The organism is Sinorhizobium terangae, from assembly GCF_029714365.1.
Lineage (GTDB): Bacteria > Pseudomonadota > Alphaproteobacteria > Rhizobiales > Rhizobiaceae > Sinorhizobium > Sinorhizobium terangae.
On record NZ_CP121661.1, the window covers coordinates 450,559 to 467,705 of the forward strand.

Genomic DNA, 17,147 nt, shown 5'->3' on the forward strand with positions numbered 1-17,147 from the left:
AATGGGAATGAGCAGGTGTTTTGATGAGAGTCATCATATTGATGTCAAAGAGATCCTCGCGCGGCTGAAGGGTCTGTCGGCTGCAGAGGAGTTCTTCGCAGCGCTCGGCGTATCCTATGACCCGAAGGTGCTCAACGTCTCACGTCTCCATATCATGAAGCGTATGGGACAATATCTCGGCGAAGAGGACTTCTCCGGTCTGCCCGACCAGGTGATCGCGGCTCGGGCCCGCGCCATGCTGGAACGGGCCTACGAGGATTTCGCGACTTCCTCCCCGCTCGCGCACCGGGTCTTCAAGGTGCTCAAGGACCACGACCCGGACAATTCCGCTCCACCGGGCCGCGCCTTCGTGCCGTTCGACTCCGTCCTGAAGCCGATCGAGAAGAAATGAGCCCGTCGCGGTTGCGACACGCCGATGTCGCGAAACCGACAACTCGGCGCTGACGCAGACATCCTCTGAACTGGAAAGGCTCCTCTTTTCAAAACGATAGGGGGAGCGCGGCGCGTTTGGCACAAATGATGCTTGCAGGGAAATGAAGTCCCAAGCCCGCCATCCGAACAGGAGGGAGCAAGAACCCGCCATGCACATCGTAATCTGTATCAAGCAGGTGCCGGACTCCGCACAGATACGAGTCCATCCGGTGACGAACACAATCATGCGCCAGGGTGTGCCAACCATTATCAACCCCTATGACCTGTTCGCCCTGGAGGAGGCACTCAAATTGCGCGACGCCCATGGCGGCGAGGTCACCGTGCTCACCATGGGGCCGCCCATGGCAGAGGACGCTTTGCGCAAGGCGCTCACTTACGGCGCCGACCGCGCGGTACTTTTGACCGACCGATATTTCGCCGGCTCCGACACTCTGGCGACCTCATTCGCTCTTTCTCAAGCTATCGCGAAGATCGGCGAGACCTTCGGTACGCCTGATATCGTCTTCACCGGCAAGCAGACGATCGACGGCGACACCGCCCAAGTCGGGCCCGGCATCGCCAAGCGCCTCGACCTCCTGCAGCTCACCTACGTCGCGAAGATCGCCTCCATTGATCTAAACACGCGCGAAATCACAGTAGAGCGCCGCTCGGAAGGCGGCACGCAGACGCTGATGAGCAAGCTCCCTTGCCTCATTACAATGCTGGAAGGCACCAATGAGATCCGCCGTGGCTCCCTCGACGATGCGCTACGCGCCGCGCGCAGCCGGATCGTGAAGTGGAGCGCGGCCGACGCCGGTATTGAGGACCTCACCAAATGCGGCCTGCGCGGATCTCCAACCGTCGTCAAGCGCGTCTTTGCCCCTGCTGCGCGGGCCGAAAAGGCGGAGCAAATCGACACCACCGAAAAGACGCCGCGCGATCTTGCCGATGCGTTGATCGCCGGGATCTTCTCGCGCCAGCCGGCGCTGGAAGACGAACTCGCCTTCGATGGCGACGCGTGAAGGCAAGGAGCAACGATGTTGAACACGAAGCAAGGCACCCCTCCTCCAGCCGCTGGCCGCGCCGGCATGAAGAAGGAACTGCCCGAGCATTTCAAGGACTACCGGCACGTTTGGGTCTTCATCGAGCTGGAGCGGGGCCAGGTCCATCCCGTCTCCTTCGAACTGCTCGGTGAAGGCCGCAAGCTCGCTGACAAGCTAGGGGTCGAGCTTGCCGGCGTCGTTCTCGGACCGGCGGGAGAGGCCACCCTTTATGCCGTTGCCGAGGCCTTTGCTTACGGCGCCGATCTTGCCTATCTGGTCGAGGCGCCGCTCCTCGAAGACTACCGCAATGAGCCTTTCACCAAAGCAATGACGGACTTGGTCACTACATACAAACCGGAGATTCTGCTTCTCGGTGCGACCACGCTCGGCCGCGATCTTGCCGGTTCCGTGGCGACGACGTTGTTGACGGGACTGACGGCCGACTGCACCGAACTTGATGTGGATGCGGAAGGCTCGCTCGCCGCGACACGGCCGACCTTCGGCGGCTCCCTGCTATGCACAATCTACACCCTCAACTGCCGTCCGCAGATGGCAACAGTGCGGCCGAGGGTCATGGCCATGCCGCAGCGCGTGAACAAGCCGATCGGGCGTGTCATTCAGCACGACGTCCCGATGGTAGAGGAAGAGATCGTTACCAAGGCCCTCGGTTTTCTTTCCGACGGCCAATCGTCGACCGCCAATCTCGCCTATGCCGACGTCGTGGTTGCCGGAGGCCTTGGTCTCGGCGCGGCGGAGAACCTGAAGCTTGTAAAGAATCTCGCGCGGGCGATTGGGGCCGAATATGGCTGTTCGCGCCCGCTGGTCCAGAAGGGCTGGATGCCGGCTGATCGGCAGATCGGCCAAACTGGCAAGACCATCCGGCCGAAACTCTACATCGCGGCCGGGATCTCGGGCGCCATCCAGCACCGGGTTGGCGTCGGGGGAGCTGATCTCATAGTGGCGATCAACACCGACCGAAACGCGCCGATTTTCGATTTCGCTCACCTCGGCGTGGTGACCGATGCGATCCGCTTCCTGCCGTCCTTGACGGAAGTCTTCACCCATAGGCTGTCGCCGCACAGTCGCGATAAGCTTGCGAACTGAGGGGCACGACCATGACCGAGGAAAAGTTCGACGCCATAGTTATCGGGGCCGGTATGGCCGGCAACGCAGCCGCTTACACCATGGCGAGCCGCGGCCTGAAGGTGCTGCAGCTGGAGCGCGGCGAGTATCCGGGCTCCAAGAATGTCCAGGGCGCCATCATGTACTCAAATATGCTGGAGAGAATCATCCCGGACTTTCGGGATGATGCGCCTCTCGAGCGGCATCTGGTCGAGCAACGCTTCTGGATGATGGACGACACATCCCACGTCGGGATGCAATACCGCTCGGATGACTTCAATGAGTCGAGGCCAAACCGCTATACGGTCATTCGCGCCCAGTTCGACAAGTGGTTTTCGCGCCAGGTGCGCGAGGCGGGAGCGACGGTTCTGTGCGAAACGACGGTGACGGAACTCGCCCGCGATGCAGATGGAAAGGTGATCGGCGTTCACACCGACCGTACCGGCGACGTGATCCTTGCGGACGTGGTCGTTCTCGCAGAAGGGGTCAATGGGCTGCTCGGCACGCGGGCTGGCTTGCGTGAGACGCCGAAACCCGAAACCGTGGCGCTTGCAGTCAAGGAAATGCATTTCCTGCCCGAAGAGGTGATCGACCAGCGCTTCGGCCTCAAGGCCAACGAAGGCTGCGTGATCGAGGCAGCCGGCACCATCTCCCGCAGCATGGCCGGGCTCGCCTTTCTCTACACCAACAAAGAGTCGATCTCGATCGGCATCGGCTGCCTCGTCTCGGATTTTGCCGCGACAATGGAGAGCCCTTACGACCTGCTCGAGAACTTCAAGAACCATCCGTCGGTCCGGCCGCTGATCGCAGATTCGGAGGTCAAGGAATATGCCGCTCATCTCATTCCGGAAGGTGGTTACAAGGCAATCCCGCAACTCTTCGGCAATGGCTGGGTGGTCGCAGGCGACGCCGCGCAGCTCAACAACGCCGTGCACAGGGAGGGATCCAATCTCGCCATGACGTCCGGGCGCCTCGCCGGTGAAGCCATCTTGCAGGTCAAGAAACGCGGGGACCCAATGATCAAGGAGAACCTCGCCCTCTACAAGTCGAAGCTGGACAAGTCCTTCGTCATAAAAGATTTGCGGAAATACAAGGACATGCCCGCCCTGCTCCACACCAATTCCCGCAATTTCTTCACGACGTATCCGCAATTGCTGTCGCAGGCTGCACAGAACTTCATGCGTGTCGATAGCACCCCGAAGCTCGACAAGGAACGGGCGACGACGGCGGCCTTCGTCAAGGAGCGCTCGCGCTGGGGGCTCGTTAGTGACGCAGTCCGCTTGGCATTCGCCTGGCGCTGAAGGAGAGATGAGATGACGATCGCAGTCACCAACTTGCGCGTAGAGGAAAAGCTTTATCAAAATCGCTATGTGGTCGATTCAGGACGCCCGCACATTAAAGTGCGACCGCACCAGTCGCCGAGCGCGAAACTCTACGCCCTTACAAGCGTCTGCCCGGCCAAATGCTATGAGTTGAATGACAAGGGCCAAGTGGAGATCACCGCCGACGGGTGCATGGAGTGCGGCACATGCAGAGTCCTTTGCGAGGCAAGTGGTGAGATCGAGTGGAATTACCCGCGAGGCGGCTTCGGTGTCCTCTTCAAGTTCGGATGACTAGCTCGCAGGCCCTCCCGCGAATGTCGCAAGCAGCATTGGATTTTTCAGGTTGTCGAAAATGTGCACAATAGGGCTTTGGAATCATATGCTTCCAGAGTTCAGAAGAAAAAAGGCGCTTGGAGGAGCACCTGACAACCCTTGAGGAGTTCACATGCTGCATGATCGGTTCGATGAAGGAAGGCGGTCTGATTCATCCATTAAAACCAAGACGGATATTTCCAGCGTAATTTACCAGATATCGAAAGTCCTGATGGCCCCCACCCGGCCGGAGATCATGCTCACCAATGTCGTGAACATTCTCTCCTCGATGCTCGACTTGCGTCATGGAGCAATCGTCGTCCTCGACGATGAAAACGAGCCAGAAATTGTCGCGACTGCCGGCGTCACGCCCTCACCTCCATCCGGCCGTGACCGAGTTATACCGCAGGCCGCAATAGACGAGATCGTCGCTACGGGGGCACCCGTCGTCATACAGGATGCCAGCAAATCGGAGCTCTTCCGGGCTCACCTTCAGACGTCCTCGAACGGTGGCGCCATCCCAGGTCGCTTTATTGGTGTCCCGGTAAAGGCCGAGCGCAGGATTCTTGGAACGCTGTCGGTCGTCCGCGTCAGGGGTGACGCCACTGGCTTGCCCTATGACGAAGACGTTCGCTTTCTCACAATGGTTGCCAACCTTGTCGGCCAGACTATCTGGCTCCATCGCAGTTTTGGCATGGATGGCCAGCGGCTCATGGAGGAGCAATGCAGACGGGAAAAATCCCCAGACGATGAGAGGAACGACACCGGCGGGCGTCTGCCTGCCAAAATCGACTGGATCGTCGGGGAAAGTCCCGCAGTCAAGCAGGTGCTCGAAACCGTCTCGGCCGTGGCCCCAACCAATACCACCGTCCTTCTGCGGGGCGAAAGCGGCACCGGCAAGGAATTCTTCGCACAGGCCATCCATGAGCTTTCACCCCGGAGGAAGAAACCTTTCGTAAGGTTGAACTGCGCCGCATTGCCTGAAGGCGTTCTGGAATCAGAGCTGTTTGGGCATGAAAAGGGTGCCTTCACCGGGGCTATCTCGCAGCGCGCGGGCCGTTTCGAACTGGCCAATGGCGGAACCCTGTTGCTTGATGAGATCGGCGAGATCTCGCCTGCATTTCAGGCCAAGCTGTTGCGCGTCTTGCAAGAAGGTGAACTGGAGCGGGTTGGCGGCACCAGAACGCTAAGAGTCGACGTGCGGCTCATATGCGCCACCAACAGGGACCTCGAGACAGCTGTCGCCAATGGAGAGTTCAGGGCTGATCTTTATTACCGCATCAGTGTGGTGCCAATTGTCTTGCCGCCGCTCAGAGAGCGACCCGGCGATATTTCGCGCCTTGCAAAGGCTTTCCTCAAACGATTCAACAAGGAGAACGGCCGCGAACTCGCTTTCGCGCCGTCGGCGCTCCACCTGGTCTCGCAATGCCGTTTCCCTGGGAACGTCCGTGAGCTTGAAAATTGCGTGCGAAGGACGGCAACACTCGCGCAATCCACGACGATCGTTCAGTCGGATTTCGCCTGCCAGAACAGCCAGTGCCTCTCTTCGCTACTGTGGAAAGGAGCCGACGGTTCAAACGGCGGCAATGCCACCGATGACCTCGCCAGGGGAATGCCGGCTGGATCACCGCTCACAGTCAGGCGTGTCGGCGGCTCGGAGAGCGAGGCGTCGTGCTCCAACGCCTGCGACCCGAACGATCCTGCTTGCCCCGCAATGGGTGCCCGTCTGACCGAGCGCGAGCGACTGATCGATGCGATGGAGAAGTCCGGCTGGGTTCAGGCCAAGGCGGCTCGCGTCCTCGGCCTCACCCCGCGTCAGGTCGGTTATGCTCTACGCCGGCACCAAATCGAGATAAAGAAGTTCTAAGCCTGCTGGTGACGTCGACCGTCAAGCCGAACTTGCCCCGCCTCCCCTCGTGTGTTTGAGGCGCGGCGTCTTTCGAACCCTTGTCTGTCCACAGTCGGAAACCTCACAAAACCATGTCGGCTAGGAAATGGAGGGAATCGGACAAAAAAAGCTAACCGATTGAAGGGAATAGCGCTTTTCGTTGGCATGGCTCTTGCGTTTTGTACCGCGACGTTATGCAGCAACGGAGCCTTCAATGTCCTCACCGATGATTTCGCTTAAAAGCCTGACCAGCACGACAACCATGAACCAGCTGCTGGCGACCGCGAAGTCCGGTGCTTGCGCATCCTCGTCCTGCGGCTCGCCCGCAAAGCCGGACGACGTGGACCCTGCTACCTGGGAGAAGATCAAGGACCATCCCTGCTATTCAGAAGAAGCGCACCACTATTTCGCACGCATGCACGTCGCAGTCGCACCAGCCTGCAATATCCAGTGTAACTACTGCAATCGTAAATATGACTGCGCCAATGAAAGCCGGCCCGGGGTCGTCTCGGAAAGGCTCACGCCGGATCAGGCGCTGCGAAAAGTCATTGCGGTCGCCAATGAAGTCCCGCAGCTTTCCGTGCTCGGTATCGCCGGACCGGGCGATGCCTGCTATGACTGGAAGAAGACAAAGGCGACATTTGAACGAGTCGCGAGCGAAATCCCCGACATCAAGCTGTGCCTTTCGACGAACGGCCTAGCGCTGCCCGACCATGTCGACGAGCTTGCTGACATGAACGTTGATCACGTGACGATCACCATCAACATGGTCGATCCGGAAATCGGCGCGAAGATATATCCCTGGATTTTTCATGACCACCGCCGCTTTACCGGGCTTGAAGCCGCCAAAATCCTGCACGAGCGGCAGATGTTGGGTCTGGAAATGCTGACCGCGCGCGGCATCCTCACCAAGATCAATTCGGTGATGATCCCCGGGGTGAACGACGATCACCTGATCGAGGTGAACAAATGGGTCAAGGAGCGCGGCGCGTTCCTGCATAACGTGATGCCGCTGATTTCCGACCCGGAGCATGGCACCCATTACGGCCTGACCGGGCAGCGCGGCCCGCGGGCGGTCGAACTGAAGACGCTTCAAGATCGTCTCGATGGGGGCGCCAGATTGATGCGCCATTGCCGGCAGTGCCGGGCCGATGCGGTCGGCCTGCTGGGCGAGGATCGTGGCCGGGAATTTACCCTAGACCGGATTCCCGGCGAGGTAAGCTACGACGCCAGCAAGCGCGAGACCTATCGGGAGGTGGTCGCGCGCGAGCGAGGTGATCACGTGGCGGCCAAGAGCGAGGCAATCGGGATGGTCAAGACGGCAGGCTCCAGTGGGTTACTCCTCGTCGCCGTAGCCACCAAAGGCGGCGGCCGTATCAACGAACATTTCGGCCATGCGAAGGAATTCCAGGTTTATGAAGCCTCGGCCATCGGGATCAACCTCGTCGGGCATCGCAAGGTCGAGCAGTATTGCCGCGGCGGCTGGGGCGAGGAGTCCACCCTCGATGAGGTCATCGCTGCGCTCGAAGGTATCGATATCCTGTTGTGCGCCAAAATAGGAGATTGCCCCAAGGATCAGCTCACGAAGGCCGGAGTCCGAGTAACGGACGATTATGGCTATGACTACATCGAGACGGCCATCAGCGCGCTTTACGCCGCCGAATTTGGGCTCGAGCCACTGGCGGCTACGGCCTGACCGCCCGTCATTCCAACAAAACCAGGAGCTGAAAATGGCCTTCCGGATCATCGCATCCCAATGCACCCAATGCGGTGCCTGTGAGTTCGAATGTCCCTCCGGCGCGATCAAGTTCAAGGGAGAGGCCTACGTGATCGATCCGGAAAAGTGCACCGAATGCAAGGGAGAATTCGAATTGCAGCAATGTGCCTCCGTATGTCCAGTGCCAAAGACCTGCGTTCCCGCCTGACCTCCAGGCGATTACCGACTAGTCACGGTGTCCTCCGGAGGGCCGTCGGGTTCCTTTTGACTTCATGCAGCCGAGGAATGGAGGAAACGCTATGGGCCTTCAACGCGAACAGGAAGTGGAAATCCGCAAGCCGCCCCGATTCATGCCGGGTGAGCGGGTCCGTGCCACACGCCACGTCAAGAATGACGGCACCTATCCCGGCAAAAATATCGGCGAAAACCTGGTGCGGAAGGGCGACGAGGGTTATGTGCGCGACATCGGTACCTTTCTCCAGCAGTTCTACGTCTATGCCGTCGAGTGGGTCGATCGCGGCACCGTTGTCGGCATGCGCGCACGTGAACTGACGAGCCTCCAGAGGGCTGCCACTGTTCTCAATGAAGGGATAGCCAAATGAAGGTAATGATCCGCAGAACCAGCGCCGGCTTGTCGGCCTATGTTCCGAAGAAGGATCTCGAAGAGACAATTATCAAGGTCGAGAAGGAAGATCTATGGGGTGGCGCTGTAACGCTCAAGAACGGCTGGCGCATCGCCCTGCCCGACCTGCCCCGGGATACGCCTCTTCCGATCACCGTCGAGGCTAAGAGGATTTTCGACAAGGACTGATGCTGCGGATAGCAGTTAGGCGGCGAGAGAAAACAGCATGAACACGATTCTGACCTCGGAGCGTCTCGTGATTTTTCGGAACTTTGATGCCGAAAGGCGGCTTGACCTATTGAAGGAAGTGCTCGCCACCGATGGGATCATCCCCTATCTCGGTCCGGGTCTCCTGCGGCTCAGCGGCGCGCAACCGACTGTACCGCACACACCGGAAGCCGTCGCCGCGGCACTTAACTTGCGGGCCACCGCTCCTTCCAGGATACGCACCAACATGTGGTCGGTCGCGCAATTCATAGAACAGCGCCGGCATCGCCGTACGCTTCAAACCTGGATGGCCGAGATCTTCGCAGCAGCGGTGGCGCCGACCATGCTCCACGCCTGGTTCGCAACCCTACCGCTCTCCCTCATCATCGATAGCTGGTACGATGGGACGATGCGCGCGGCCCTTGCTAAGACCGGTCGAACAGACGTGGTTGAGATACAAGGTGTCACGCGGGCGAACGAATTCGGCGACATTTGGACAAAATCCTACGATCTTTCAGGGAGGGAACTCGAACTCGGACGAGCGGCAAGGACGGTTCTCTATACGCCGCACGGCAGCGTTAGGCCGGCCGCAAACTTCCTCGTCTCAGATTCCGACTATGTCGAAGTCCTGACAGAAATCGATATCCAGACGCCAATCCCTGAGGTGGTGCAGGACCGGCGCACCAACCGGGGCCTGTTCTTCGTCGGCTGCCGCTTCGACGACCAGATGCTGCGCACCTACGCCCGACAGATCATGAAGCGCTCCAACGGCCCACGAATTGCGGTGATCGATGCGGCAACGCTGACCAAAAACGAACGCCGTTTCCTTGCAGCAAACGCGATCACGCTGATCGACATGCCGATTGCGGAAGCCGTGGCTCGGCTTGCCGGATGAGGCAGGGCAGCAGATGGGGGCAAGGATCGCTCAGCCTCGGTCGATCCGACCAGCGGTTGCCAATCGCAAGATCGATTGAGAGTCGAGCAGTCCCACGCGTCGGGCGACGCCGCAGGCGCACTTGCAGCTAGCATCCATGTATACGACAGGCTATTGATGCAAAGCCTGGTCTAGGTGCGAGACGCGCGAAAATTCAGGAACGCCTTGGACGTCCCTTGGCCCGTCGTGGAGAAATTATACGGGACGCCTCCTGAAATAACACCTCGCGCATCCAGAGGCTTGCCTGATCGCCATTATGAAGGGCAGGCCATTGGACGGCTTGGGTGAACGTGGGGAGTGGCAGCGGAAGTTCGACGATCCGCAGGGGTATTGTTTTTGCGAAATACTTCACCAGCCGTAAAGGCATGGTCGCTATACGGTCGGTGCCTGACAGCATGGATGGAATCATGCTGAATCCCTGGACGACGACCTCAATATGTCTCTTGAAGCCGTGCTCGAGCAGATACCATTCCTCAATGGAAGGCGTTCGGGTATTCCCGAATTTGACCGCAACGTGCCCCATCGACATGTATTCCTCGAGTGTAAGTCGCTCTGATAACTGCTTGTTCGAGCGGCAGCCTACGCACACGAGTGTCTCGTCGAACAGTCTCGCTCTGGGATGCGTGCGCGACATGAATAATTCCGGAAAAATCAAAAAATCGGCGTCGCCGCGCCGGAGGCAGTCATCGTAGTTGTCCGCGAGAGGCAGCAATTCGAAGCTAACGGCGGGAGCCTCCCGCGCAGCGCGCTCCACGACCTTTTCGAAAAAGACGAGTGCGGCGTAATCCGAAAGGATGATCCTGAAACGACGATCCGATTGAGCCGGGCAAAACGGGTCCCAGGAAATGATGGAGATTTGAATGTGTAGCAGTGCCTCGCGGACTGCGGGCGCGAGCCGTTCCGCACGCGGGGTCGGAACTAATTCGCGGCCTATCATGGTAAAGAGGTCGTCGTGGAAATAGGTGCGCAACCGGGCTACGGCCGCGCTCATCGCTGGCTGGCTCAGGTTGATGGTGCGTGCCGCCGCCGTGAGGTTACGCTCTGTCATTAGGGCGTCGAGCGCGACGAGGAGATTTAGATCGAGGCCTTTGAACCGCATGTCTTCATCTATCCGTGGCGAGGTGGCGAGAAAGGGTGGCAAGGCTTGTGCAGTACGAGCCCCGAGACATCAGGCAGAGGCTTACCTTCATCGCGCATACCTGCTTCAGACCAGGATCCCGCTTTAAGCAAAGGTAATGGAGGGTCATGGGCACGACCGAGCTGACTGCATGGAAGAAATGGGCAGGTTAAAGCCGGCTGCAGGGCGGCCTTGATTTTAGTTGATGGCCACTACCTACTCGCCAGACGCCAGTGGGATCGCCGATCTGATCAATCGCCTCGCGTGAGGCGGCATATTGACTTAGGCCCTGCAAGTGACTTCGAGAATTGCGCCGGCTCGCGTTGGCCAAGCGCAAGCGCGATTTCGCGCTTCCACTTCGAACGACGGGGAAAGCAGATCGAGCTGCGGTAGGCCACCAGCGCTTCAGCCTCCGCGTGACATTCTTACTTTCCTCAAGGTCCGCCGCGCTGAAATGATAGCGGAAAACGCCGCCGCCCGTAACCGAGGTCAAATGACAATCACCGCCGAAGCGCTTCACGCCTTGATCGGCTTTCATGGAACCATCCGACGTGCAGACATCGGACGTGAGTACATTCTGGTAATGCGCAATGACAACGGTGAGCTTCGCCATCTTACTCCTGCAGCTTCTCTAAAATCGTGCCTGGTTCGCCTCCTCCGACCGGTCATGGCCGGAAGACCTGATTGAGGACGGAGCGGATTACAATCCGCGGCCATCCAGCGCCGGAATCATACGCGACTATAAAGTCTGGTCGCGCGGACGGGCCTCAGTGCCCAAGCGTCGTCAATGCAGCATTACGCGAGATCGGTAAAATCGATTGTATGGATGGAATCCATTCGCGTTATAGATGATAATGAACACTTCCAGGGAAGAGCGACGGCGCCAATACGAGTGTAGAACTAGGAAGATTTTCCAATCTCGTGAAAGGGAGCGCTGAGAGACTGGACACCCGGGCCGGAACGGCGCCGACCCGCAGATTGCCGCTGTTCTGAACTTCACGTTGCGTAGTTCGATGCACAAGCTACAGGTTGATTTTCAAAGAGCTTACATCAGCCCATAGGCTGATTCCCTGTGCCGCTTATCAATTTATAGGCTGAACATTTTGTATTGAAAATCAATCTATAGACTGATACAGCTGCGACTGTAATCACGTTACAGCCTGAGAAGGCCCATGAAGAGCGATACTCGCAAGAGAGCCCGGCTGCGCCTCGACGAAAGGCTTCAGACGCTACAGCCCATTGATCGGTTCAGGGCGCCCCCGAAGGGATGGGTGCGCGCTCTGCGCGACGCTCTCGGCATGACAGGCGCGCAGCTCGGCGCGCGCATCGGCGTTCGGCCCCAAACCATCGAATCGATCGAGAAGTCAGAAGCAGCAGGGACGATCCAGCTCAACACACTGCGCCGGGCCGCCGAGGCTCTAGATTGCACACTTGTCTACGCCCTGGTTCCAAACAGCTCGCTCGAAGCTGTCGTCGAGGCTCGGGCACGCAAGATCGCGATACGCGAGCTTCAGCGTGTTGCGCACACGATGCGGTTGGAGGCTCAGGGCACGGATAGTGCAGATTTCGAAGCTCGCGTCCAAGCGTACATTCGCGACAAGATCTCTGAACGCGATCTCTGGAACGAAACATGACAGATCTCTTCCACGAGCCTGATGACGCAACCCCGCTTGAGCCGCTCGAGCGAGAGGGCCTGCTTCAGACCTGGATCACCCACCGCAGCGACCTCAACGAGGCCGAGCAGGAAAACATCGTTGCCGGTGCGGCTTGGGTACGCGGCCGCCGGCGTTTGCCCCTTGAGCAGATGCTCACTGAAGACTTCATGCGGACACTCCACAAGAGAATGTTCGGGGACGTTTGGCGATGGGCCGGTACGTTCCGGACGACGGAGCGCAACATCGGCATTCAGGCCTACCGCATCGGAATGGAGCTCGCGAGTCTATTGAGCGACATCAGCTATTGGATCGAGCATGGGACCTTTCCGCCGGATGAGATCGCGATCCGGTTCCACCATCGGTTGGTCTCGATTCACCCATTTCCGAACGGAAACGGTCGTCATGCGCGACTGGCGGCTGATCTTCTGATTGAGCGCCTTGGCGGCGAGCCTTTCAGTTGGGGCGGCGGCAGTCTGGCCGACGTCGGCGAACTGCGCGCACGTTACGTCGCCGCACTACGCGCAGCGGACGATCATCACATCAGGCCGTTGCTGGAATTCGCGCAAAGCTAAGTGCAGAGACCTTCATTTCGCTGCGGCGCAAACCGGCAACCGAACTCCGGCATGGCTGTAGCTGTAGTAGGCGGTCGGTATAGGCATGCTCATGCATGGAGCATCTGTTTCGGAGTTCCTGACGATACACCGCCTTTATCAACGAAAGACAGCAATAGCCTTGCTAACTAAGGGTTGCCATGCGATTCTTCGGGCATGATCCGGGGGAGATGAGAATGTCGGAAACGATGCTTGCAGCGCTGACCAACATTCGGACCGCAGAAGATATGATCGTGGCGTTTCGCGATGAGGAGCAGTGTCGGCGATTGCTGGAAAGCATGGTGTGGCCGGCCGGGAGAGTTTGCCCTGCCTGTGGTTACAAGCGCTCGATCGCGATCGCCGGGCGCGATATGGGCAGGCGGCGTGCGCGTCCGGGTCTCTATCAGTGCTCCAGCGGCGATTGTCGCTTCCAGTTTACGGTGACGACACACACGCCGCTGCATTCCACAAAGCTTCCTCTGAGTGTCTGGCTGAAGGGCATGTGGCTGATGCTGCAGTCGGATAAAGGTTTGTCCTCGGTGCGCCTGGCCGAGGCTCTGGGGGTGAGCCAACCGACGGCCTGGCGGATGGGACACGCGCTGCGTCTGATGGCGGCGCGCGAACACATGCTCGGTGGCACGGTGGAGATCGACCATTTTTATCTCGGTGGGCGAGCAAGAATAAATCCGAACGATCCACCGCCTGGACGCGGCCGAAAAGGACTGCCGAATACCCAGAAGACGCCGGTCATGGTGGTCGTTCAGCGGCCAGATGACGTCACACCCGGCACTCCGGCCGGTGACGCGCGTGCTGCGGTGGTGACGGGTCTTTCGCTCCGTGCATCGGCGCGCGCCGCCGAAGCGCAGATCGACCCCGACGCCTATTTGATGAGCGATGAGGCGACAGCGTTCATGGCCCTTGGCGAGAACTATGCCAGGCATGACACCGTGAAGCATTCCAGCCGCGAATACGTTCGTGACGCCGTTCATGTCAATTCGGTCGAAGGTTTCAATGCCCGCGTCCGCCGCACCATTGCCGGTGTCTTTCATCATATCAGCCCGCAGCACGCCGACCTGTATTTCCACGAGATCGGTTTCCGCTGGTCACAGCGCATTGTCACGGGCCAGGCTGTTCGGAAAACCCGAAATGGCAGGGAACGCATGAAGACCATGTGGTCACGGGTACCGCCGGCGCTGCAATTGCTGCAAGTCTTTCGCACCGCTACCGGACGTCAACTGCGCAGAAGTCCGGACGGTGGAATTATCGTCAAATCAGCAGTAGCTGTCTTTGGTTGATAAAGGCCCGATACACTATGCGATCATTATGGCCCAGAACGTGAACATCCTCGGAACAAGCGGTACAGTGGCCCCGCGAAGAGCCTGAACATCGATGGGGGACGACATCTTGTCCCCGTCACTCCGTCTCATGCTCATTCCTTGAACGCCTGATTGGCCTTCTTTATCACGTCAGCTTGTCTCGCTGGCCCGTTGTAGAGTTTTTCCAGCAGCAGATTGATGATGCTGATCCCCGCCACCATTTCATTGCGGGTCATGGCAATGCGCTTGTGAGCGCCAGCGTTCCCTTTCTCCCTGATTTTGTGCAGCAGTGTAACCTGCACCTCATCGACATGCCCCTTGGCGTGAAGATCGTCGATCTTCCGTTGCAGATTACGACCGGCACATTTCGTATCGTTCACAATGAACTCGACCACCATCCGAAGCGCCACGGTTGCCAATTTGAGCTTACTACCCGCTAGAGCGTAAAGCATCTCTTCAATCAACTCATTCAGATCGGTTGGCGTGTAATCCGTGTCAAAAGCGAAGTCCGCCGATGAAGGCGAAGGATACTGGATTTCATCGGGGATGAGGCGCGTGTTTCCCTCAGAGTCGTGGTCATACTGCTCGCTGAAATATGACGCTTTCTCGAAACAAACCTCGTCGCAAGCGCCACACCGATATAGTGAGAAATTTGTCCAGCCGTAGATTGGGCCGAATTGATGGTCTTCATCCCACCTGCCCACACATTGGGCCTCAAGGGTGTGAATCGTCTCCCTTCGACAATCGTTGCACTGAAGTCGCTTGCGGCTATCTAAGTCGACATTCCGATTGAACGTATTAAACACTCAGTTCCCCTGACGCATATTATCTTCCAGCTCCAGTATATACGACGGGTCAATGCACGCGAGAGGCCTTTCCTTTACCATCGATAGCTGTAGGTCATCTCGTAGATGCGCTTTCACTCCAGCAACCTGTACAAGGCGCAACATCGCGGCACCGACGGTCCCTTCCGAGATAGATGGCGCAGGAAGCGCCGGCCTCATGATTACGACTAGCGGACCTGGTTGTGGCGGCAGCTCATTAAGAACAGGCGCTAAGCTCAGTCGGTTTGCGATGGTTGTTAGCGAACCGGGAACAGTACCCCGAGGCGGTGCGCCATGGAGTCAAAGGCCTCCCGTGGAGTTTCGCGCTTACGGGGGGGCGCGGCTGTGGGGTCAAACACAGCCTTGAACAAATAGGAGGCGTTCTCAAGCGCTGGGCTTCGGTCCCCGAGGTCGAGCTTCGCCGCGGCGGCACGGAAGCGATGAATGGCCCGTGGATGCGATGGGTCCTGGCCGCCCACAGATTCGAAGAGGAACAGCCACGCCAGAGCGGTAATCACCATCAGCGCCCGGAACTCGCGATCAAGGCCTGAGCCCGCATCATCCAGAACCCAGCTTGTGGCAAAATCGTCAGCTTGAACCTCCTGACCGACCATCTGGCCAGCTGGGAGAAAGGGATCATGTCCGTGATGCACGTGTCCAATCTCATGGAGGAGAATCCAACTTAGCGCGCCGAAAAATAAGTTGTTGACCTTTCCGTCGTGCGATGTTGGAGGCGCCTGAGTGTTGGGCAAGGCTAGCCCGACTGGCCAACTCCGGTCGGTCCAAATTAGCCTTTTCGCGTAGTCGACGTATTCTTGTAGGTTCAGCTCGTGCCATTGCCGGCCGAAGTCAACGCCTACCGCTCCCTTCAACCCCTGAGCTCGAGACGCCATCGAGCCCATCTGCATCACATTGTAGGCCACATATGCCATAGACCACAGGCTCGCGAGCCCCGCCCAGGTGACGTAGATCGCCTTCTGGTCGACGCTGGCCCAAAAGCTGGCCGCGGATGCCACCGGTGTGATAGTCCACGCGCCGGTCCCAAACACCTCTTTCGCGAGCGCTTCGGCTCGTTCTGGTGCAATGTTGAACGGAGTTCGATTTGCGAGCTTGAACAGTTCGGCAGTTGCAGCTTCGGAGGAGACGTCGTGGGCTCGGAGGACGGTTGATAGAGCCATCGTCTGGCCCGGCACGAACCCGCTGTCCGCGACTCTCATGACGATCGCTCCGGGTGACGTCGGTTCGCTGTAAGGATAGCACCGTACAGAAACGAGCTCGACCGGATAATTCGCGATGGCGGCCCGCCGATGCGCCTCAAAGTCGCGGCGGAGGACCTCAATATCACCAGAGGCTCGGATGACCAGCTGTACAAGTCCGCCCGGACGCAAGTGGCGCAGGGCGATCTCCATTACTTCATCTTCTATCGCCCAGCGAAAGCTCTCATCGCCTTGGGCCCGGATGCGCTGCGCGATTTTCGTAATCGATCGGGCTTTGTGTCCGCCAGTGAACCAGAGAGTTACGGCGTCGAACGGCCCGTTCTGGCGAAGCCAACGCTCGAGTGCAGCGTCCGCAATCAGGACGTCGGCGTTGACCAACACCGTACTCCCCCGAACGGCGATCGACGCGGTGGCTGGTATGGCGTCGTAGAGCTTGTGGCCCAGTTTTGACTGCACACGTGGGCTAGCGACAGCATCCTCCGGCAGACCGAGCCCCTAAGCAGTAGGGGTTCTCGTCCACACCAACAATCAGCTGATTTTTCGCTGTGATGGCAGCCGATAGCGCCTCCAGGCCCTGGCCCAAGCCGCAGCCGATGTCGAGAACACGTTCGACCGTTCCAGCCTCAATCAGTTCGGCAGCAAGCGAGGTGTAGAGTCCCTCAGTGACGTAATGGGCAGCGTTCACACCCCATTCGCGGGCGTAGATCTCCTGCGCTACGATGACCGCCTTGCCGCGAGGTGCCGTGTAGATCGGCTCGTGGCAGTCGGCGTAGCGTCGGTCGCTGCCGCAGGTGCAGATATCGTCGGGCTTGAGGGTGGGCATGAACATTTGTCTCTAGGGTGTTCTGGG

19 protein-coding genes are annotated in these 17,147 nt (G+C 58.8%); 14 read left to right on the forward strand and 5 right to left on the reverse strand.

The window, feature by feature from the left end; translation table 11 throughout:
- Positions 1-7 precede the first annotated feature (7 nt).
- The 11 genes from nifW (at position 8) to QA637_RS30390 (ending at position 9,539) form a co-directional block, all read left to right on the forward strand.
- Positions 8-391 (forward strand): nitrogenase stabilizing/protective protein NifW, encoded by a 384-nt coding sequence (nifW, locus tag QA637_RS30340; RefSeq protein WP_283067585.1) that lies wholly within the window; start codon positions 8-10, stop codon positions 389-391.
- A gap of 190 nt (positions 392-581) precedes the next feature.
- Positions 582-1,433: an electron transfer flavoprotein subunit beta/FixA family protein gene (locus tag QA637_RS30345; RefSeq protein WP_283067587.1), complete on the forward strand. Its 852-nt coding sequence runs from the start codon at positions 582-584 to the stop codon at positions 1,431-1,433.
- Positions 1,434-1,448: 15 nt separating this feature from the next.
- Positions 1,449-2,558 carry an electron transfer flavoprotein subunit alpha/FixB family protein gene (locus tag QA637_RS30350; protein WP_283067589.1) on the forward strand — a complete coding sequence of 370 codons (1,110 nt, stop codon included), beginning with the start codon at positions 1,449-1,451 and terminating at the stop codon, positions 2,556-2,558.
- Between the two features lie 11 nt (positions 2,559-2,569).
- The gene (locus QA637_RS30355) at positions 2,570-3,877 is read left to right on the forward strand and encodes an FAD-binding protein (protein ID WP_283067591.1); all 1,308 of its coding nucleotides are present in this window, start codon (positions 2,570-2,572) and stop codon (positions 3,875-3,877) included.
- A gap of 12 nt (positions 3,878-3,889) precedes the next feature.
- The gene (locus QA637_RS30360; protein WP_283067593.1) at positions 3,890-4,189 is read left to right on the forward strand and encodes a ferredoxin family protein; all 300 of its coding nucleotides are present in this window, start codon (positions 3,890-3,892) and stop codon (positions 4,187-4,189) included.
- 253 nt (positions 4,190-4,442) lie between these two features.
- Positions 4,443-6,077: a nif-specific transcriptional activator NifA gene (gene nifA / locus QA637_RS30365; protein WP_428843192.1), complete on the forward strand. Its 1,635-nt coding sequence runs from the start codon at positions 4,443-4,445 to the stop codon at positions 6,075-6,077.
- A gap of 235 nt (positions 6,078-6,312) precedes the next feature.
- Positions 6,313-7,794 carry a nitrogenase cofactor biosynthesis protein NifB gene (nifB, locus tag QA637_RS30370; RefSeq protein WP_283068056.1) on the forward strand — a complete coding sequence of 494 codons (1,482 nt, stop codon included), beginning with the start codon at positions 6,313-6,315 and terminating at the stop codon, positions 7,792-7,794.
- A 34-nt stretch (positions 7,795-7,828) separates the two neighbouring features.
- Positions 7,829-8,023 carry a 4Fe-4S binding protein gene (locus QA637_RS30375; protein ID WP_283067597.1) on the forward strand — a complete coding sequence of 65 codons (195 nt, stop codon included), beginning with the start codon at positions 7,829-7,831 and terminating at the stop codon, positions 8,021-8,023.
- A 91-nt stretch (positions 8,024-8,114) separates the two neighbouring features.
- On the forward strand, positions 8,115-8,417 hold the full coding sequence (locus QA637_RS30380; protein ID WP_283067598.1) for a nitrogen fixation protein NifZ: 303 nt from the start codon (positions 8,115-8,117) through the stop codon (positions 8,415-8,417).
- Positions 8,414-8,626 (forward strand): putative nitrogen fixation protein NifT, encoded by a 213-nt coding sequence (nifT, locus tag QA637_RS30385; protein ID WP_283067599.1) that lies wholly within the window; start codon positions 8,414-8,416, stop codon positions 8,624-8,626. The genes QA637_RS30380 and nifT overlap by 4 nt, the downstream gene beginning before the upstream one ends.
- Before the next feature lie 37 nt (positions 8,627-8,663).
- A complete protein-coding gene (locus tag QA637_RS30390; protein WP_283067600.1) occupies positions 8,664-9,539 on the forward strand; it encodes an SIR2 family NAD-dependent protein deacylase in 876 nt (291 codons plus the stop codon).
- Between the two features lie 193 nt (positions 9,540-9,732).
- Here QA637_RS30390 and nodD1 read toward each other — a convergent pair whose 3' ends face one another.
- Both nodD1 and QA637_RS30400 read right to left on the reverse strand, forming a co-directional pair.
- Positions 9,733-10,677, reverse strand: a complete 945-nt coding sequence (gene nodD1 / locus QA637_RS30395; protein ID WP_283067601.1) for a transcriptional regulator NodD1 — start codon at positions 10,675-10,677, stop codon at positions 9,733-9,735.
- Between the two features lie 187 nt (positions 10,678-10,864).
- Positions 10,865-11,308, reverse strand: a complete 444-nt coding sequence (locus QA637_RS30400; protein WP_283067602.1) for a hypothetical protein — start codon at positions 11,306-11,308, stop codon at positions 10,865-10,867.
- A 559-nt stretch (positions 11,309-11,867) separates the two neighbouring features.
- Here QA637_RS30400 and QA637_RS30405 point away from each other — a divergent pair.
- The 3 genes from QA637_RS30405 to QA637_RS30415 all read left to right on the forward strand — a co-directional run bounded on the left by QA637_RS30405 (position 11,868) and on the right by QA637_RS30415 (position 14,235).
- A complete protein-coding gene (locus QA637_RS30405; RefSeq protein ID WP_283067603.1) occupies positions 11,868-12,329 on the forward strand; it encodes a mobile mystery protein A in 462 nt (153 codons plus the stop codon).
- On the forward strand, positions 12,326-12,922 hold the full coding sequence (locus tag QA637_RS30410) for a mobile mystery protein B (RefSeq protein WP_283067605.1): 597 nt from the start codon (positions 12,326-12,328) through the stop codon (positions 12,920-12,922). Before QA637_RS30405 ends, QA637_RS30410 begins: the two co-directional genes overlap by 4 nt.
- Positions 12,923-13,137: 215 nt before the next feature.
- Entirely contained in the window at positions 13,138-14,235 is a 1,098-nt protein-coding gene (locus tag QA637_RS30415; RefSeq protein WP_283067607.1) for an IS1595 family transposase, read from the forward strand.
- A 134-nt stretch (positions 14,236-14,369) separates the two neighbouring features.
- On the opposite strand, the gene QA637_RS30420 is transcribed toward QA637_RS30415, so the two are convergent.
- The 3 genes from QA637_RS30420 to QA637_RS30430 form a co-directional block, all read right to left on the reverse strand.
- On the reverse strand, positions 14,370-15,062 hold the full coding sequence (locus QA637_RS30420) for a DUF4145 domain-containing protein (RefSeq protein ID WP_283067609.1): 693 nt from the start codon (positions 15,060-15,062) through the stop codon (positions 14,370-14,372).
- 275 nt (positions 15,063-15,337) lie between these two features.
- Complete coding sequence (locus tag QA637_RS30425) at positions 15,338-16,675, reverse strand: phage exclusion protein Lit family protein (RefSeq protein WP_283067611.1); 1,338 nt, start codon at positions 16,673-16,675, stop codon at positions 15,338-15,340.
- Between the two features lie 85 nt (positions 16,676-16,760).
- The gene (locus QA637_RS30430; RefSeq protein WP_283067613.1) at positions 16,761-17,120 is read right to left on the reverse strand and encodes an SEC-C metal-binding domain-containing protein; all 360 of its coding nucleotides are present in this window, start codon (positions 17,118-17,120) and stop codon (positions 16,761-16,763) included.
- Between the last annotated feature and the right edge of the window lie 27 nt (positions 17,121-17,147).

Excerpts from the sequence above, each read along its gene's own strand:
- nifW (WP_283067585.1), top strand. The coding sequence starts at position 8 with ATGAGCAGGTGTTTTGATGAGAGTCATCATATTGATGTCAAAGAGATC.
- QA637_RS30345 (WP_283067587.1), top strand. The coding sequence starts at position 582 with ATGCACATCGTAATCTGTATCAAGCAGGTGCCGGACTCCGCACAGATA.
- QA637_RS30350 (WP_283067589.1), top strand. The coding sequence starts at position 1,449 with ATGTTGAACACGAAGCAAGGCACCCCTCCTCCAGCCGCTGGCCGCGCC.
- QA637_RS30355 (WP_283067591.1), top strand. The coding sequence starts at position 2,570 with ATGACCGAGGAAAAGTTCGACGCCATAGTTATCGGGGCCGGTATGGCC.
- QA637_RS30360 (WP_283067593.1), top strand. The coding sequence starts at position 3,890 with ATGACGATCGCAGTCACCAACTTGCGCGTAGAGGAAAAGCTTTATCAA.
- nifA (WP_428843192.1), top strand. The coding sequence starts at position 4,443 with ATGGCCCCCACCCGGCCGGAGATCATGCTCACCAATGTCGTGAACATT.
- nifB (WP_283068056.1), top strand. The coding sequence starts at position 6,313 with ATGTCCTCACCGATGATTTCGCTTAAAAGCCTGACCAGCACGACAACC.
- QA637_RS30375 (WP_283067597.1), top strand. The coding sequence starts at position 7,829 with ATGGCCTTCCGGATCATCGCATCCCAATGCACCCAATGCGGTGCCTGT.
- QA637_RS30380 (WP_283067598.1), top strand. The coding sequence starts at position 8,115 with ATGGGCCTTCAACGCGAACAGGAAGTGGAAATCCGCAAGCCGCCCCGA.
- nifT (WP_283067599.1), top strand. The coding sequence starts at position 8,414 with ATGAAGGTAATGATCCGCAGAACCAGCGCCGGCTTGTCGGCCTATGTT.
- QA637_RS30390 (WP_283067600.1), top strand. The coding sequence starts at position 8,664 with ATGAACACGATTCTGACCTCGGAGCGTCTCGTGATTTTTCGGAACTTT.
- nodD1 (WP_283067601.1), bottom strand. The coding sequence starts at position 10,677 with ATGCGGTTCAAAGGCCTCGATCTAAATCTCCTCGTCGCGCTCGACGCC.
- QA637_RS30400 (WP_283067602.1), bottom strand. The coding sequence starts at position 11,308 with ATGGCGAAGCTCACCGTTGTCATTGCGCATTACCAGAATGTACTCACG.
- QA637_RS30405 (WP_283067603.1), top strand. The coding sequence starts at position 11,868 with ATGAAGAGCGATACTCGCAAGAGAGCCCGGCTGCGCCTCGACGAAAGG.
- QA637_RS30410 (WP_283067605.1), top strand. The coding sequence starts at position 12,326 with ATGACAGATCTCTTCCACGAGCCTGATGACGCAACCCCGCTTGAGCCG.
- QA637_RS30415 (WP_283067607.1), top strand. The coding sequence starts at position 13,138 with ATGTCGGAAACGATGCTTGCAGCGCTGACCAACATTCGGACCGCAGAA.
- QA637_RS30430 (WP_283067613.1), bottom strand. The coding sequence starts at position 17,120 with ATGCCCACCCTCAAGCCCGACGATATCTGCACCTGCGGCAGCGACCGA.